Annotated in this window: 15 protein-coding genes and 2 pseudogenes; 13 read left to right on the plus strand and 4 right to left on the minus strand. The window is 58.7% G+C overall.

The features are described 5' to 3' along the window. The first annotated feature begins 65 nt into the window (after positions 1–65). From JMY24_RS06690 to JMY24_RS06725, 8 genes are read left to right on the plus strand one after another with little or no spacing between them, the layout of a single operon-like run. On the plus strand, positions 66–572 hold the full coding sequence (locus JMY24_RS06690) for an SUF system Fe-S cluster assembly regulator (RefSeq protein ID WP_128585138.1): 507 nt from the start codon (positions 66–68) through the stop codon (positions 570–572). Beyond that, positions 569–2017 carry a Fe-S cluster assembly protein SufB gene (gene sufB, locus JMY24_RS06695; RefSeq protein ID WP_201701563.1) on the plus strand — a complete coding sequence of 483 codons (1449 nt, stop codon included), beginning with the start codon at positions 569–571 and terminating at the stop codon, positions 2015–2017. The genes JMY24_RS06690 and sufB overlap by 4 nt, the downstream gene beginning before the upstream one ends. A gap of 43 nt (positions 2018–2060) precedes the next feature. Continuing rightward, complete coding sequence (gene sufC, locus JMY24_RS06700) at positions 2061–2852, plus strand: Fe-S cluster assembly ATPase SufC (RefSeq protein WP_128596273.1); 792 nt, start codon at positions 2061–2063, stop codon at positions 2850–2852. After that, entirely contained in the window at positions 2849–4183 is a 1335-nt protein-coding gene (sufD, locus tag JMY24_RS06705) for a Fe-S cluster assembly protein SufD (protein WP_128596274.1), read from the plus strand. The genes sufC and sufD overlap by 4 nt, the downstream gene beginning before the upstream one ends. Next, a complete protein-coding gene (locus JMY24_RS06710) occupies positions 4180–5433 on the plus strand; it encodes a cysteine desulfurase (protein ID WP_201701565.1) in 1254 nt (417 codons plus the stop codon). The genes sufD and JMY24_RS06710 overlap by 4 nt, the downstream gene beginning before the upstream one ends. Next, on the plus strand, positions 5430–5885 hold the full coding sequence (gene sufU / locus JMY24_RS06715; RefSeq protein WP_128585134.1) for a Fe-S cluster assembly sulfur transfer protein SufU: 456 nt from the start codon (positions 5430–5432) through the stop codon (positions 5883–5885). The genes JMY24_RS06710 and sufU overlap by 4 nt, the downstream gene beginning before the upstream one ends. A gap of 8 nt (positions 5886–5893) precedes the next feature. Next, a complete protein-coding gene (locus tag JMY24_RS06720; RefSeq protein ID WP_128585133.1) occupies positions 5894–6262 on the plus strand; it encodes an SUF system Fe-S cluster assembly protein in 369 nt (122 codons plus the stop codon). 1 nt (position 6263) lies between these two features. Further along, positions 6264–6584 (plus strand): Rieske (2Fe-2S) protein, encoded by a 321-nt coding sequence (locus tag JMY24_RS06725; RefSeq protein WP_128585132.1) that lies wholly within the window; start codon positions 6264–6266, stop codon positions 6582–6584. 955 nt (positions 6585–7539) lie between these two features. On the opposite strand, the pseudogene JMY24_RS38270 reads toward JMY24_RS06725, so the two are convergent. Together JMY24_RS38270 and JMY24_RS06735 are read right to left on the minus strand one after the other, a co-directional pair. After that, a pseudogene (locus JMY24_RS38270) lies at positions 7540–7794 on the minus strand (dicarboxylate/amino acid:cation symporter); the annotation flags it as partial. A gap of 95 nt (positions 7795–7889) precedes the next feature. Further along, positions 7890–8693: a hypothetical protein gene (locus JMY24_RS06735; protein ID WP_128585131.1), complete on the minus strand. Its 804-nt coding sequence runs from the start codon at positions 8691–8693 to the stop codon at positions 7890–7892. Positions 8694–9976: 1283 nt separating this feature from the next. Here JMY24_RS06735 and JMY24_RS06740 point away from each other — a divergent pair. From JMY24_RS06740 to JMY24_RS06750, 3 genes are all read left to right on the plus strand, one after another. Continuing rightward, the gene (locus tag JMY24_RS06740) at positions 9977–10537 is read left to right on the plus strand and encodes a phasin family protein (protein ID WP_164853835.1); all 561 of its coding nucleotides are present in this window, start codon (positions 9977–9979) and stop codon (positions 10535–10537) included. A gap of 250 nt (positions 10538–10787) precedes the next feature. Then, positions 10788–11531, plus strand: coding sequence for an acetoacetyl-CoA reductase (gene phbB / locus JMY24_RS06745; protein ID WP_128598212.1), 744 nt, complete (start codon positions 10788–10790; stop codon positions 11529–11531). A 367-nt stretch (positions 11532–11898) separates the two neighbouring features. Beyond that, complete coding sequence (locus tag JMY24_RS06750; protein WP_236597326.1) at positions 11899–12093, plus strand: hypothetical protein; 195 nt, start codon at positions 11899–11901, stop codon at positions 12091–12093. Between the two features lie 670 nt (positions 12094–12763). Here the strand turns inward: JMY24_RS06750 and JMY24_RS06755 are convergent. After that, positions 12764–13143 (minus strand): annotated as a pseudogene (locus tag JMY24_RS06755) (DDE-type integrase/transposase/recombinase); the annotation flags it as partial. A 205-nt stretch (positions 13144–13348) separates the two neighbouring features. After that, positions 13349–13507, minus strand: coding sequence for a hypothetical protein (locus JMY24_RS06760; RefSeq protein WP_164853833.1), 159 nt, complete (start codon positions 13505–13507; stop codon positions 13349–13351). A gap of 232 nt (positions 13508–13739) precedes the next feature. Between JMY24_RS06760 and JMY24_RS06765 the strand changes: the two genes are divergently transcribed. Both JMY24_RS06765 and JMY24_RS06770 read left to right on the plus strand, forming a co-directional pair. After that, the gene (locus tag JMY24_RS06765; RefSeq protein ID WP_201701567.1) at positions 13740–15791 is read left to right on the plus strand and encodes a hypothetical protein; all 2052 of its coding nucleotides are present in this window, start codon (positions 13740–13742) and stop codon (positions 15789–15791) included. A gap of 48 nt (positions 15792–15839) precedes the next feature. Then, the gene (locus JMY24_RS06770; protein ID WP_236597327.1) at positions 15840–16352 is read left to right on the plus strand and encodes an antitoxin Xre-like helix-turn-helix domain-containing protein; all 513 of its coding nucleotides are present in this window, start codon (positions 15840–15842) and stop codon (positions 16350–16352) included. The last annotated feature ends 618 nt before the right edge of the window (positions 16353–16970 follow it).

The raw sequence follows: 16970 nt of genomic DNA on the forward strand, positions 1-16970 counted from the left end.
CGTGTCTGTTTCATTTCGGTCTAATCAGGACAAAGATGGTTCTGATTGAGACGGGAGGTATTGCGATGTTGCGCATGAGCAAACTCGCCGACTACAGCACGGTGATCATGACCGCGATGGCGCGCGACCCGGACGCCGTCCATAGCGCGAGCAGCATTGCGGCGGCGACCGGCGTCGCGATGCCCACCGTGTCAAAGATGCTGAAAGTCCTGACGCGGGGCGGTGTCGTGGAGTCGCTGCGCGGCACGAACGGCGGTTACCTGCTGCCGCGACCGCCCGAGCGGATCACGCTGGCGGAGGTGATCGCCGCGGTCGACGGCCCGATCGGGATCACTGAATGCAGCACGCAGCCAGGCCTGTGCATCCAGGAGGCGGTGTGCGCGGTGCGCGCCAACTGGCAGAAGGTCAATCGCGTGATCTACGAGGCGTTACAGCAGGTCACGCTGGCGGACATGGCGGGACCGACCTTGCGCGCGGTCGATATCAGCGCGATCCGCGCGCGCAGCATTCCCGGCCGCCGCACGAACGCGACGCCACTGGCGCGCAAAACGACTGACGGAGGCTGCGCATGAGCGTATCCACAACCGGTTTCGACGACCTGATAAGTCGCGAATACCAGCATGGTTTCGTGACCGACCTGGCGGCCGACGCGTTGCCGAGCGGGCTGGGCGAGGACGTGATCCGGCTTATTTCCGCGAAAAAAAACGAGCCGGCGTTCATGCTCGAATGGCGGCTCGCGGCCTATCGGCACTGGCTCACCATGACCGAGCCGCATTGGGCAACGGTCCGGCATCCGCCGATCGACTACCAGAGCATCGTCTATTATTCCGCGCCGATGGCGCAGAGGAATCGTCCGAAGGGTCTCGATGAAGTCGATCCGCAACTGCTGCGTACTTACGAAAAGCTGGGTGTGCCGCTGCAAGAACGCGAACTCCTGGCAGGCGTCGCGGTGGATGCGGTATTCGACAGCGTCTCGGTCGCCACGACGTTCGGCGAAAAGCTTGCGCAACTCGGCATCGTGTTCTGTTCGTTCTCGGATGCCGTGCAGCATCATCCCGAGCTGGTGCAGAAGTATCTCGGCTCGGTGGTGCCGCATACCGACAATTTCTTCGCTGCGCTGAATTCCGCCGTGTTCAGCGACGGCTCGTTCTGCTACATCCCGCCGGGCGTGCGCTGCCCGATGGAGCTGTCTACCTACTTCCGCATCAACGCGCAGAACACCGGGCAGTTCGAGCGCACACTGATCATTGCGGACAAGGGTGCGTATGTGAGCTACCTGGAAGGCTGCACTGCACCGATGCGCGACGAAAATCAGCTGCATGCCGCTGTGGTCGAGCTGATTGCGCTGGAAGGGGCACGGATCCGCTATTCGACCGTGCAGAACTGGTATCCGGGAGACGCATCGGGCAAGGGCGGCATCTACAACTTCGTGACCAAGCGTGGCGATTGCCGCGAGGCGAATTCGAAGATTTCGTGGACTCAGGTGGAAACCGGTTCGGCGATTACCTGGAAGTACCCGAGCGTGATCCTGCAGGGCGATAACTCGGTCGGTGAATTCTATTCGGTGGCGCTGACCAACCACTATCAACAGGCCGATACCGGGACGAAGATGGTTCACCTCGGTCGCAATACGCGTAGCACGATTCTGTCGAAAGGCATTTCAGCGGGCCGCGGAAAGAATGCGTATCGCGGCCTTGTGAAAGTCGGCCGTGCGGCCGAAGGTGCGCGCAATTACACGCAGTGTGATTCGCTGTTGCTCGGCGACCGTTGCAGCGCGCACACATTTCCCTATATCGAGGTCAAGAACCCGACCGCGAGGGTCGAGCACGAAGCGTCGACATCACGCATCGGCGAAGACCAGCTGTTCTATTGCCGGCAGCGCGGGCTGTCTGCGGAAGATGCGGTGTCGATGATTGTGAACGGCTTCTGCAAGGAAGTCTTCAAGGAGCTGCCGATGGAGTTCGCTGTCGAGGCGCAGAAGCTGCTCGGTGTCAGCCTGGAGGGCAGTGTGGGCTAACCGTTACTGCTTGGCCCACGGCGATTCGCGAGGGATTGGAACCATGCTTGAAATCAGCAATTTGCAAGTCGAAGTCGACGGCAAGAAAATCCTGCGCGGCATCGATCTGAGCGTGAAGACTGGTGAGGTGCACGCGATTATGGGCCCCAACGGCTCGGGCAAGAGCACGCTTGCCCACGTGCTGGCAGGGCGCGAGGACGTTGTCGTCACCGACGGCACGGTCTCGTATCTCGGTCGCGATCTGCTGGCGCTCACGCCTGAGGAACGCGCGCACGCAGGTCTGTTTCTCGCGTTCCAGTATCCCGTTGAGATACCCGGTGTGAGCAATGTCTATCTGCTGAAGGCAGCGTTGAACGCGCAGCGCCGGCATCGTGGCGAGCCGGAACTCGACGCGATGGAGTTTTTGCAACTGGTCAAAGACAAGATGACGCTGATGCAGATGGACGAGACCCTGTTGTACCGCGCAGTCAACGAAGGCTTTTCCGGCGGAGAAAAGAAGCGCAACGAGATCCTGCAGATGGCGGTGCTGGAGCCCCGGCTCGCGATTCTCGACGAAACGGATTCCGGACTCGATATCGATGCGCTGCAGATCGTTGCGCACGGTGTCAACAGCATGCGCAGTCCAGAACGGGCGATTGTGCTGGTCACGCACTATCAACGACTGCTGGATTACGTCGTGCCGGATCGCGTGCATGTGCTGGCGAACGGCCGGATCGTAAAGTCGGGGGCGCGTGATCTGGCCTTGGAGCTGGAACGCAAGGGCTATGGCTGGATCGAAGATGAGGCCGTGCAATCAGCCAGCGCACCCAGTGTAGCAAGTGCGGGGCACCCATGAAAAACGAATCTCTCGACTTCTTCCACCAGGCTTTTGGACAACTCGCGAAGACGTTGCCCGGCGCTGAGTTGCCGTGGCTCCGTACCGCGCGCCGAAGCGCCTTCGAACAGTTCGGAGCGCTCGGTTTTCCGACCACGCGCCACGAGGACTGGAAGTACACGAACGTGTCGTCGATTGGCAAGCGTCCCTGGCATTTCGCGCCACAACGCAACGGCTGCACCGACGATGGCGACCTGCGACGCATCGTCGACGAACTCGTGCTGGACCCTGGTGGTCATCGACTCGTATTCGTCAATGGTCGTCATGTGCCGCGTCTGTCGAAACTGAATGGCTTGCCGCAAGGCGTGTTTGTGGGCTCGATCGCGCGGGCGTTAAGAGAAATGCCGCGACGACTCGAAGCGACGATTGCCACACAAACTCATGCGGACGGTTTTGTCGCGCTAAACACGGCGTTTCTGGCAGACGGCTTTGCCGTCTTGCTACCGCCTGGCGAGGTCATCGACCAACCGTTGCACATGCTATTCCTGACTGACGAAGCCGGTCTTGCGGTGCAGCCGTTCAATGTCGTGCGTGCAGGAGCACGCTCCGGCTGCACCATCGTCGAGCACTTCGTAGGGGTGGGCGACGACGCGTATTGGACCAATGCGGTTACCCGCATCGTCGCAGACGAACAGGCGGACGTGCAGCACTACCGGTTGCAGCAGGAAGGCTCGAAGGCGTTTCATATCGCGTCGGTAGCTGCTGCGCAGCAACGCGCCAGTTCTTTCGCATCGCATGCGTTCGCCTTCGGCGGCGCGTTGTCGCGCACGGGCATCGGCACGAGCCTGAACGCCGAAAACGCGCAAGCTACGTTGAACGGACTCTATTTCGCCGGCGGCCGGCAGCACGTCGATCACCACACGCGCATCGATCATGCAGAGCCGCATGGCACGAGTCGCGAATACTACCGCGGCGTCCTCGACGGTGCCGCGCGCGGCGTGTTCAACGGGCGCGTTATCGTGCATCGCGATGCGCAGAAAACGGACACGCATCAGGTGAATTACAACCTGCTGCTGTCGCGCGATGCGGAAATCGACACGAAGCCACAGCTCGAGATCTACGCCGACGATGTGAAATGCACACATGGAGCGACGGTTGGTCAACTGGACGAGAACCAGCTGTTCTATCTGCGTGCGCGCGGCGTCGAGGAACGCATGGCGCGGGCGCTACTGACATACGCATTTGCGCGCGACATTGTCGAACGTGTGCGCATCGAATCGCTCCGCGGTCGGCTCGAACGGCTGCTGCTCGCGCGCACCCCGGAAGGCGAACGCATCAGGGAGCTGCTATGAAGCCGATCGAACAGATGCAGGCGCCAGATCCGCGCAATGTCGAGTACTGGCGGGCCGATTTTCCGATTCTGGGCGAGCGCGTGCATGACCGGCCATTGGTCTATCTCGACAACGGCGCGACTACGCAAAAACCGGCCTCGGTCATCTACACTGAAAACGCCTACTACCGGCATAGCAACGCCAACGTGCACCGCGGCGTGCATCTGCTGTCGCAGCGTGCGACCGATGCGTTCGAAGCAGCACGCGCGAAGATCGCACGCTTCATCAACGCGCTGCGTCCGGACGAGATCGTGTTTGTACGTGGCACGACCGAAGCGATCAATCTCGTGGCCCAGAGCTTTGCGCGCCCGCAGCTCAAGCCTGGCGACGAGATCCTGATCAGCGCGATGGAGCACCATTCGAATATCGTGCCGTGGCAGATGGTCTGCGAGCAAACCGGGGCGGTGCTGAAAGTCGTGCCGATTGACGATACGGGCGCACTTGATGCCGGCGCGTACGAGCGCTTGTTGAACGACCGTACGCGGCTGGTCGCGATTACGCATCTGGCTAACGCGCTCGGCAGCATCAATCCGGTCGAGCTGATCGTTGCAGCGGCGCACGCGAAGGGCGTGCCGGTGCTGCTGGATGGCGCACAGGCCATCTCGCATCTTCCGGTCGACGTCCGGGCGCTCGATTGCGATTTCTACGCGTTCTCCGGGCATAAGGCTTACGGGCCGACTGGTATCGGCGTGCTGTACGCCAGGGCTGCGTTGCTTGAGGCGATGCCGCCGTGGCAGGGCGGCGGCGACATGATCCGTTCGGTGACGTTCGAGAAAACGGAATACAACGCGATTCCGTGGAAGTTCGAGGCAGGCACGCCGAACATTGCCGGCGCGATTGCGCTGGGCGCGGCGCTCGACTATGTCGACCGCATCGGCATGGAAGTCATCGCCGCGCACGAGGCCGGCCTGCTTGCTTATGCAACGGATGCATTGCGGGTGATACCGGGCCTGCGTCTTATCGGTACTGCACGCGACAAGGCGAGCATCCTGTCATTCGTGCTCGACGGCGTGCATGCGCATGATGTCGGCACGATTCTCGATAATCACGGCGTCGCCGTGCGGGCGGGCCACCACTGCGCGATGCCGGTGATGCAGCGGTTTGGCGTACCGGCGACAGTGCGCGCGTCACTGGCCCTCTACAACACGCGTGAGGATATCGATGCCCTGATCGAAGGTCTCGGCAGGGTCAGGGAGGTATTTGGCTCATGAGCGATCTGCGCGACCTGTATCAGGAAGTCATCTTCGACCACTACCGGCGGCCGCGTAACTGTCATGGGCTGGTCGACGCCAATCACAAGGCCGAGGGTTACAACCCGTTGTGTGGCGACCAGATCACGCTGTATCTGCGAATCGAGGATGGCGTCGTCAAGGACGCAAGTTTCGAAGGCGTGGGCTGTGCGATTGCGACAGCGTCCGCGTCGCTAATGACCGAGGCGCTGAAAGGCAAAACGGAAGAGGAGGCCGAAGCGCTGTTCGGACGTTTTCACGACATGGTGACAACACCCGCTGCAGGGCAGGCGGCAGCCGCGTCGGCATTGGGCAAACTGACGGTGCTGTCCGGCGTGCGCGAATTTCCCGCGCGCGTGAAGTGTGCGACGCTTGCGTGGCATACGCTGCATGCCGCGCTGCACGACGAGGACCGCCCCGTTTCGACAGAGTGAGGCAGACGATGAGTACATTCGACTGGCTGAAGCGAGCCGAGGCCGCACAGCCTGGCAGTGGCGCAACAACAGAACGTCTTGAAGAACGCGTGATGGACGCGCTGCGCACCGTGTTCGACCCGGAGATTCCGGTCAACATCTACGACTTGGGGCTTGTCTATGGTCTTGACGTGGACGAAGCCGAAGGCCGCGTCGAAATCCGCATGACGTTGACCGCACCTGGCTGTCCGGTCGCGCAGACCTTTCCGGCGACGGTTGAGGATACGGTGTTTTCCGTGGACGGTGTGAACGACGTGCACGTCGAGCTGGTGTGGGATCCGCCGTGGTCAAGAGAGCGAATGTCGGACGCGGCACGCCTGCAATTGGGGATGCTTTGATATGTCTGACTGGGTCGATGTCGCCGCGGTTGAGGATTTCCCGGTCGGCGGTGTTCGCAGCGTCGAGGTCGATGGCGCACAGGTTGCCGTGTTCAATGTCGGTGGTACCTGTTATGCAATCGAGGATATCTGCCCACACGACGGCGGCATCCTGACAGGCGGTGTGGTGGAAGGCGACGTGGTTATCTGTCCGCGCCACGGTGCGCGGTTTTGCATCAGGACGGGGAAGGTGTTGGGTCCGCCGGCTTATGAGGATGTGGCGGTGTTTCCGGTGCGGATCGAGGCGGGCGCCGTCCAGGTGCGGGACGGGCGGTGGGATTGAAATGAGGTCAAGAGGAAGGGCTTGTCGTCTTGCTGGGCGAACATTTGAGGCGAGGTCATGCAGCACACATCGGTGGATGGTTATCGGAGCCGGCCGTTTAGCGGCAATAGGCATCGGTTGACGTTCGCTGGCCCTGACGGGTTGAGTCCAATCCCTGGTATCCATTACTCTGGTGAAGACTTGCCTCACGCGATTGGGTGTTGTTATGAATCTGGATTTCAGACAGGCCGTACCCGGAGACTCGGAATGGCTATTTGACACGTACCGGCGAACGATGAAGGATTTCGTTACCTTGGCGTTTGGCTGGAACGAGGCCCTGCAACAAGCAGGATTCGCAAAAAGCCTTCGTCAAGGCACTTGCCAATTAATTACTTGCGAAGGCGACCGGTGCGGATTTGTGCACTGGGACGTCGAACCGGATCTCCTGTGGCTAAGGATGCTCTGTATCGTACCGAAGATGCAAAGCAAATCGATCGGCAGTCAAGCACTCGCCAAGGTCATATCGTTGTGCAGCGTTCTGGAAAAACCCCTGTACCTAGCGGAAAGTGCTCGTCCCATCGCCCCTCGCTCAGTTCCGTGGCGGCTGCCTCGATTGCATCGGCGAGACGCGGTTCAAAAGCGCCGCACGCGCGGTTTGCGCGCGCGCGCCGACCTTTTTTGCAAACCGAACACGTGTATAAGCGCAGCGGGAAAGCGCTCTTCTGCCACCCCCGAACACGTTCAGCGCGCGCTGCGTTTGCGCGCCCCAATAGCAATGCGTGGGAATATCCACGGGTCCGAACGCGTCGGTTTCAGTTCTCATATTCATGGTGGGCGTTTCGAGGTTAAGTGCAAACTGGCGGAGATCATTGGAGTTCAGCGAACGACTCCGCACTCGAAAGCGGAAAGCAGCAGGATCGAACTGATCCCAGCCGCCTCTGCCATGCGTCTGTGCTGTGTGCCCGATAAACTTCAATTATCGAGGCGTGGCCGGATGAGGATTCGCCTGGCTGAAGTTTTCAGGCGAAAGATTGCTGTCCGTGGCGCGCTGATCCGCTTAAGCGACATCCGGATAACGCTCGGGATAGAGATGACGCCTGGCGACTTCGGCGTCGAACTTACCTGACCAACGCGCGACCACCACAGTAGCGACGCTGTTGCCGATCGTGTTGCACGTGGCGATCGCCATCGACATGAAGCGGTAAACCCCGAAAATAACAGCCAGTCCTTTCTTCATGGGTATTTCTACAGCAAGGTTGTTGTCTCGCTTACGCCTGGGCCCTCATGAATCGGCCACTGCCGGGCGCGCGTTTCCCGCCGACTTCGTCAGGGTTTCGCATCCTCCGGCTTGGGGCTCCAGGCCGCAGCCAAGCGGCTTTGTACAGCGACGAGTTGGTCATCGGTGGTCGCCACCAGCCACAAACGTGAGTGCGCCGCGATTTGGCGGTTGTGGTCCTTCAACGGTCCCATTGTGGCAGCGGACTTCCAGGCCACCGGGCCAATTCGGCTGCTCCGGCCCGACGGCGCACCCACCAGCAGGCAGTAAGGTCCAAGAGGAAGCGAGACGAACGGAAGAGCCGGACTAGCGCGCACGCGCCAGTCGATGAACGGCGCCTCGTTGATGAGCAACGGAGTGGGCAAGCCGTAAAGTACACTGAAATCGTACAGCGACAGTTGCTCGCGCGCGCCTGCGTAAATACGCCGGATATCGTCGACAACCGCAGCGCGGATTTCATCGTCGAACATGGGCTCCTGCGCATAGCGTGCAGAGGCTTCCTGAGCGTCAATCTGATATGAGCTGAACAGGCCAAGTTCCACGCAGTCCTGCACTGCGCGCTGGACCTCCACCATAGAGCCGGCTTCCTCCGGCTTGCCCAACTGCGCTGCCCTCAAAAACCGGGCAAGACCCGCCTCCTGGATCTGAGGACCCTCCACAGACGCATCGTCGTCAGCATCCTTGTCGAGCGGCACGAAAATGTATTCTTCGGCCGCGAAGCGCGACTTCTTGCCTTCGTCAAACTTGATTTGGCCATCGATGCAGTCCAGATAGCGAGTACCGATTCGGCCATGCTCCCAGACCCAATTCTTCAGGAGCGGACGTAGCGGATGCAGCCTGTCGTGATTAGCCATGGTGTCTCCAACTGCCCAAGTATAGATCCAAGTGGCCGCTTGCTCTGTTGGGGTCTAGTCTGGGAACGTTCGAACTAGACGGACAATCCAGAGATACTTTGCGCCTTCGTGTCATGGCCAGCGGCATCGCGAACGACAGAAATCAGCCGAGCAACGGCCGTTCATGCACCTTCCGCGAACGGCTCTAACTGGCCGGTCACTGCCTGATGCGATCTGGCACACGCAGCCTGAACGCGGCAAGGCCGTGATCGACAGCACGCCACCCTGATGCTTAGTTTCATCCAGTTCCAACGAACATCACTAGCGCTAAGCGAACTTCCACACCAACACTCGCCGACCGGTAAAGCCCAGCGATTTCCATCATCTTGGCCTCGGCTTCAACAGCGCCAACTTTGCGACGCAAACAGGCTTAGTCCTGGCCCCGAACAGATCATCCACAGGTTTGCCTCCGCGCATTGTTTTTTCGAGTACATCGAACAAGGTCAGTAGGTCGACGAACGGACTGACGCCTGGGAAGCAAGCGAACCTGGTGGTGCATCGATCTTCAGTTCGTCGCGTGGTTTGCCTGGTATTCGCGAGCCAACTTCAGGAAATAGCGGATCGCCTCGGCATCGGTGAACATGGTTCCCACGACACCGCGCAGGTAGATCCCAGGTTGCGGGTCTTTCTTCTGCAGGGTTTCGCTCTGGCACTCGTCTTCCGTTGGGGAGCTGGGGGCCTGTCCGAAAACCAAAGCTCGCCACACCCGGGAGACAACGCATCCGATAGTCAAAAAAACCGGGACTTCTCGATACTCCGTGGCTGACCAGAACCGTCGTGCCGTGTGACGATGTCCGATTCTTGTAGGCGCTGGCAAAAACGCGCGACGTGAAAGTCTATAGGTGTTGTTCGGCCCTCGACCTGCTCAAACAGCACCTCTTGTGAGCGGCTGCGTCAACAACCATAGGGGTAAATACTTAGCTGCACCGCAAAATTATGTAACATTTTGCGGTTAGAATAAAACCTCTAATCCCACTATATGTAACTGCATACGGTGCATCACGTCGTCGAGATGCTCGGCCGCGGCGCACGTGACAAATCGCTTGTAATCGTCTTTCGCCGTCCGGCCGGGAGGCGGGCGCACGGGGTTTCGTCTATATGCTGAGCCCGAGATACGTGATGCAGTTGCGTTCAGAGACATTAGTAGTACCAATGATGAGCGCGGAGCTCAATCCCGAGTCAGCAGATCAATGGCATTGCGGTGCGTCTGTCAGGGAATCGTTTCACATCAATCAGGGAAGGCAATGAACGCATTTTCGTGTGACGAACTGATGCAATGCTACAAGTCGAATGTTTTCACCTCCTTTTCATTGGCCATCGAGGCGTTTGAAGGGGTACTGAAACTGGCCGGCCTGAATCTGCAGGCGGGACGCTCCGTTTTATCCAAAGGTACCGCGCGTCTTCAGGACATCAATCCCGACGCGGCGGGCGCAGAGTGGCTGGCTTCTCCGATGCGCCTGGCCCAGTCCGCTGTAGTAAAGACGTTGTCGTACCAGCAGCAAGTCCATGACATTGTGGTCACGACCCAGTCCGCCTCGGCAAAGATCATCGACGTGTATTGCGACCAGTTCAGCCGCGATGCACTGGCCCGCATCGGTAACTGGGCAAAGCATGCGCCGGCGGGGCCAGAGACGCCGGCCGTCACCATGAAATCAGCGTTGTCGACGGCCAGCGACAGGGCGGAAACGGTGCGCAAGTCGGTTCGGAGCGTCGTAGAAGTCGCGCAGGCCAATGTTTCCGCGATGCTCACCGGTGCCAGCGAAAACGCTGCGTCGCCTTCTAACGAGCGCGCCAAGAAGACGTAGAGCAAGTGGGAGGCTCCCTTCACCTATAGAGCAGTGCGCCGTCGCGGCTGGTTGTCGCTCGCAGGCGCACCGGACTCCATTCGCGCAATACCACAAACCTAGAAAAACCCGCGCAGTTCAATCAATGCCGACGCCGTTCCTGCTCAACGCTGGAGGCGGCCCGGCTTTGTGGGAACGCAATGGCGGGTTTTGCGAGGCAGCCATTGGGTATTCAAGATCCTCGCAGTTACTACGATCACGGATGGAAATGATGACGAAACGAATCGCTGTAGTGACGGGCGGGATGGGCGGCCTCGGAGAAGCGATCAGCACGAAGCTGTATGACGCGGGTTATGCAGTTGTAGTCACGCACTCGCCGAACAACATCGGCGCAGCCGAATGGCTAGCGGCCATGGAAACCCGGGACCGTAGCTTCCGCGCGTACCCGGTTGACGTCGCCGACTATGACTCATGCCAGCACTGTGCGGCAAGGATCCAGGTTGAAGTCGGTCCGGTCGATATTCTGGTGAATAACGCCGGGATCACGCAGGACATGACCCTCAGGAAGATGGGCAAGGTCAACTGGGACGCGGTCATTCGCACCAATCTGGACTCGGTGTTCAACATGACCAGGCCGCTCTGCGAAGACATGACCGAACGCGGCTGGGGGCGCATCGTCAATATCTCGTCCGTCAACGGTTCCAAGGGTTCGGTTGGCCAGACCAACTACGCCGCGGCCAAGGCTGGCATGCACGGCTTCACCAAATCACTGGCGCTGGAAGTGGCGCGCAAGGGGGTCACCGTCAATACGATTTCACCGGGCTACCTTGCGACGAAGATGGTCACGGCAATTCCGCAGGAAATCCTCGATACGAAGGTCCTGCCGCATATCCCGATGGGGCGTCTGGGCAAGCCCGAAGAGGTGGCGGCGCTCGTGCTTTACCTGTGCTCGGACGATGCCGGCTTTGTGACCGGTTCCAATATCGCGATCAATGGCGGCCAGCATATGCAGTAACGCGACACGCGCGCCCGGCCGGTTCATACCGGCACCGCGCGAACCGGCGTGAGCCATTCACATACAACCCGCGCTCAAAGGAATGTGTCATGAGTGAAACCTGGATGGGCCTGATCATCGGGGGCTCGGCCCTCGGTATCGCGATGCTCATGGTGATCGGTCACTATCGCCGTGAGCGGAGACGGGCAAGACTGCTACGACACCTGAATCATCATGAGTGGTGGCATCAACCACGCGGGCGAATGTGATCGCGCCACTCGTATGGACAACAGACAAAATATCAGGGGGCTGAAGGATGCCGCCGGAAACTGCCAGTCTAGCAACGGGCACAGGCCATCAGATTACAGTTCGTACGAGGAGCGGCGGCATGCGGGTCGCTGCGGTCTGGCAGGTGCTGATGCCGGTCGCGCATGACGTCGAGCGCGTCCAGATTGTGACCCGCAGCGAACGTGGCTTCGAGGACATGACCATCTCGTTTACCAAAACGTTCGCCGGGTCGCTCAACGACGTTCTCAGAGAGTTCGAGAAAATGCCGTGGGTGGCCACCGTCGAGCTTTGCTAACCATTGCCGATGCTGCACGCGTGCGATGGATCACCTCGACGCGTCGCCTGCAGGGCGTGGTCGCTGTCCGGCCGGCCACGCCGCATCGGACTTCCACAGGAACAGGCTCAACCGAAGGCTGGCGTCCGGAGCGGATTGAATCGGTCACCACAGGAGAGAAGTGGATGAAAACAACGATAGAAAAGGGCCCCGCAGGTCGGGCGAGCCCTTATACGCCGCAAACAGCTGAGGGCGCGCTTGCCCATCTTGAACGGATTCTGTCAGGGGATGGCGTAGATTCAGTGTTCAGCCGGACCTACTGGCGCGGACGAGTTCAGCAGGTAAGCGCTACGAGAGGGCTGACTCCGCAGCAGCGGGCAAGGCTTGGGAGGCTGCTTGAGTCTCTTCTTTCCCCGGTTGGAGACGAAGAACGCTCGTAGACCGATACCTCCATGGACGCGAATCCCGGTTGGAAAGTTTCGCTGGTCGAGGCTCGCCACTTGGGGGATGCATGGCGCTTGTTGAGGCGTTCACGTGAAGGCGGCAGCTGGCTCCTCGTGCGCGTCACGCACTCTGGCACCATTGGCCTCGAAGTAACGGTAAACCGTCCAACGCAAGCGCATTTGCCCGTGTGGGGAGACAGTTTGAAGCGGAATCCTATGAAGTGACGACGTCGCAATCAGAGATAGCACGAACGCAGCACACGCTTGGAGAAGCGTTTGGCCGCGGTTATGTCGCGCCGCTTTTGCAGTAGGACGTCGAGCTCGGCGTCGTACTCGTCAACCGCCCGCTATAGCATATACGGTTCTCCACGACGCGTAACGAACATTTCGTCGAGATGCGATGTACTACCCGGCTTGCGTCGCGCCGCTTTGCGCGATGAGCAAAGCCCTTACCAAACTCGTCACACGATCATCGGATGGTCTCGTATGTCACGATCACGCCGCGCTCGAACAGCAGCACTTCAATGTCGCGCAGGCTCAACTGGAAGCGGAAATATCATCGAACCGCGCAGCTGGTGACCTCAGCGGGAAAACGGTGACCGTGATAGCGCGAATTCGGTTTCTTCATCGCGCCATCTTATCCGACCGGCCTCGCAACCTGACAACGCCGGCCAGCGCCGTGGTTGCGGTGCTGATATCGTCGGCTATACTCATGTGGCATCCTAATTAATCAGCAGTTAAACGACTGGGCATAACATGCCAAAGCATGGGACAAGGTTATCCGGGCCGGGGATCCATCCTGGGCCTTATGCCGTTGCAGCGCTTCCCGGTTGTTACTGGATGCCGATCGTCTTGATGGTAAGGGCGAGTGTCATCGCGTCTGCGTCAACGTTCATGACGAGCACGAAGAGGTTGCCCGACGTCACGGGAGGGATAAAGAAACAGCGGTTATCCACGAAGTTACTTGAAATCGAACCGCTGCGAACTATCATGGTTCTACGCACCTGGCAGGACAATATTCACAAAATTCCACTCCTGCCCGACTCGTGCTCCCCATTGTTTTCTGCGGACGGTAGACAGTCCAAAATTTCACGCATTGTCTTGCTACATTGGCCGGGCGAATTTCGTGTAACGGCCTGATTAAAGTCGTTCACATTTTTCGCTAGCACACAGTGGGGTCGTCACCGGCAGCGTCGTCGACGCCGGATAGAAGCGGAGGCAGACATGAACGTGAGACACTCCATCAAAGCCTTGACGTGGCTGAAAGTTTTGTTGATGTCATTTCTCGTTGCTGCTGTCGTCGACTCTACTGCAGAACAGTCGAAACGTGTCTTTGAGTTGGGTTCCCCGGGAGCGGCACTCGGACAGCCAAACACGGTTCAGGTTGCCGCTGAGCTTGTGAACACGAGTGGAAAAGATGTAATCGACGTCAGGATAGACGCGATCCATCTCAACGCTGCCGGCCTGCTAAGTCCGCTCCCACTGCGCATTGGCAATATAAGAGCCGGGAGAGGCGCAATCGTTGAGGCCAGTTTCAGCCGTGGTCAATTGATTGCAGGAAAAGAGTACGTCCTCATTGTGCGCGGCACTTACGAATTACAAAAAAAGGACAATGAGGAAGACAGCGCGAGTGTACGAAATAGTCCTTTCTCTCGTGATATGCGCGCGCATGAAGAGAAACACGAACTTAAGGATAAAGACAAGCACCACGAAGCGGAACGGCGCGACTTTTCCGTGAAGCAGGTCATTGTTTTGCCACCTGATGCTCCGGGTCAGGCCAACGTAGGAACCATTCAGATTCCAGGTTCTACCGTAAAGGGCGGGAGGTTTCCCCATCAGCCGCCTCATTTCGATAACGACGTCAATCAGGCAGCGCCTCCCGTACCGACGACACCGTTTGTACCGGGCGTGCCAACACCCACCAGTACAGGGGCAATGCCTGCTCCTTTTGGCGATCCACCAGCGATTACGTTCAAAGCAAACAACGGGTTGAATGCGACGTCCGCCGGCGTCAACTGCAGCGGCGATTCCGCCGCGGTTTGCGCCGAGCCGAGCGGTGCATCCGGCGGGGGAGTTGTCTTCGCCACGGCAAACTGGCTCGCTGCTTACTCGACCGACGGTGGCAATACGTTTACTCAATTGGATCCAACGAAGATATTTCCCAACGACGCGGTCGGATTTTGCTGTGATCAGATTGTCCAGTACGTGCCGAGCATCGACCGGTTCGTGTGGCTGCTTCAGGGCACCGGTTACCGGCTGGCGATGGCAAGTCCCGCTGACATTAAAAGCAGCGGTGGTACGGCCTGGACCTATTGGAACCTGACACCGCAGCTCTTTGGTCAGCCCGCCGGCACCGGCTTTGACTATCCCGATCTGTCCGTAGGGAACAACTCGCTGTATATCAGTTGGGACGCGGGTGACGGCAATGGTTGTCCCACCGGCTGCACCACCGGATTTCAGGTCGTTCGAACGTCCTTGACTGGAATTCAGGCAGGAGGGACCATCACGCTCGATTTCACCAATCCTTCGAATGGGCCTCAGTCGATTACATGGGGTGATCACATCACACAGAACACAGGTGGGGAAGTGTTCTGGGCGGGTCACAACGGCAACGCCACATTGCGGGTTTTCTCATTGGCAGAAGGCTCGAATACGTATTTCTGGCGAGATATCGGCATTTCCAGCTGGGCGAACAACGCGCCAACCTCCACGACACCGGATGGCAGAGACTGGCTCGCGAAGAACTTCAATGGTCCGAACGGAAACTCTTTCCCGAGAAACGGCATCATCGGCGCAACGCGTTCAGGAAATCAGATATGGTTTGCGTGGACCGCAGGGACTGGCAGTAACTTCAGTCAGCCTCACGTTGAAATGGTGACGCTCGACCGGAGCAATAATTTCAATAAGATCCAGCAGGTGCAAATCTGGAATAACAGCTACGCATTCGGTTATCCGGCGTTGTCGACGAACTTTTGTACCGGGGAAGTCGGGATTTCGTTTGAGTACGGCGGCAACGGCAACTACGAGAATCATGTGGTCGGTTTCTGGGGAGATTACGTTGCATACATCACGACCGGTAGCGATGTGGGTACGGACCGATACGGTGACTACGTAACTATTCGGCAGGCGCCACTGACAGATTCGGACCCGGGCAACCTGTTCACCGCGTTTGGCTTCGGCATAAATAAAGTTGCACCTCCCGGAAGCGGTAGCAACACGGATGTTCACTATATCCTTTTCGGGCGGCCGGCTTCGTCGTGCCAGCGCATCGGATAGGACAGCGGCCGATGGATTCTGCCATTTTGGTGTAAAAATCAATGCCAAATGGCAGAAGGTAAACTCGTGAATCTTATCGGAAGGGTGTCAGCCGACTCACTGCTCGAAGGCCGCACTGTCTTCCCGCGTGCGCCCCGATCGGGTCTTGAGTGGGTGGACGTGGTCCGCCATGGAATTTCATCGCGGGCGCTCGACGCCATGCTTAGATCAATCGGCTTAACGCAAGCGGAATTGGCGCAGGCACTCGATATTCCTAAGCGGACCTTGGCACGCCGCAAGCGCGAAGGTGTCTTGAGTCGTGAAGAGTCAGCTAAGCTGCTGCGACTTGCGCGCCTGGTCGCGCGGGCTGCGGAGGTTTTTGAAGCCCTCGACCCGGCGCTCGCCTGGCTCAAGACCCCGATCGCCGCGCTGGAGGGTGCGACAGCGCTTAGCCTTGTGGATACCGACTTGCGCGCACGATTTGCCTGCGAATCAGTTATAAGCCATGCGGCAGGTCGTTCTCGAAGTACCAAATCGAACCGAAGCGGAAGCGGGAGCGGGAGCGATAGCTCGCTCGGCTGAATATCTGCCGTCGGCATCGTTTGGTCCAGTCATGATGCCCCAAGTATCGAGATTGAGTGTATAGAGCCGGCGCAGTTGAAAAGCGATTCCGGCAAAGACCGACGTAGCTGGTTTAATTTCCTTGAGCACCCATCGCTTCAACATAGAGCAACTTGGGACGCATTGATTCGAAACAACGCACGCACGCGTCAGAAAGACGGAAAAGTACCGACTTCTCGCTATCTAGGTTTTTGAGGCAGCAATGCTTCGACCGTTTCGCAGTTGGCACCAATTCTGTGAATTCGCATCAAAAAGCCCCCGAGAAGTTCGAACTTTAGGTTCTCGCACTGACAGCTTACGCGTCGAAAAAGCGGACATTTGAACGTGGCTAAAAGCGGACTTTACAACTTAGCCTCTACAACACGATGTTCTAGCCATTTCAAGATGTCGTGGCGGCAGCTATTTAGAAATGTCGGGTTTTGACGTTGAGTTTGACTCTGTCTTTAACGGTTTGAATCTCACGTAGCATTGAAGGACCGCGCGTGAACGGGCAGGGCGTGTCAGTCCGTTCAGACAGATCCTGCAGACCGACGGCCAGGTTTGCGTGTCTGGTTCGGCTGCCTTCGTTGTGCCAGTTCC

This window comes from Paraburkholderia kirstenboschensis (assembly GCF_904848585.1).
Lineage (GTDB): Bacteria > Pseudomonadota > Gammaproteobacteria > Burkholderiales > Burkholderiaceae > Paraburkholderia > Paraburkholderia kirstenboschensis.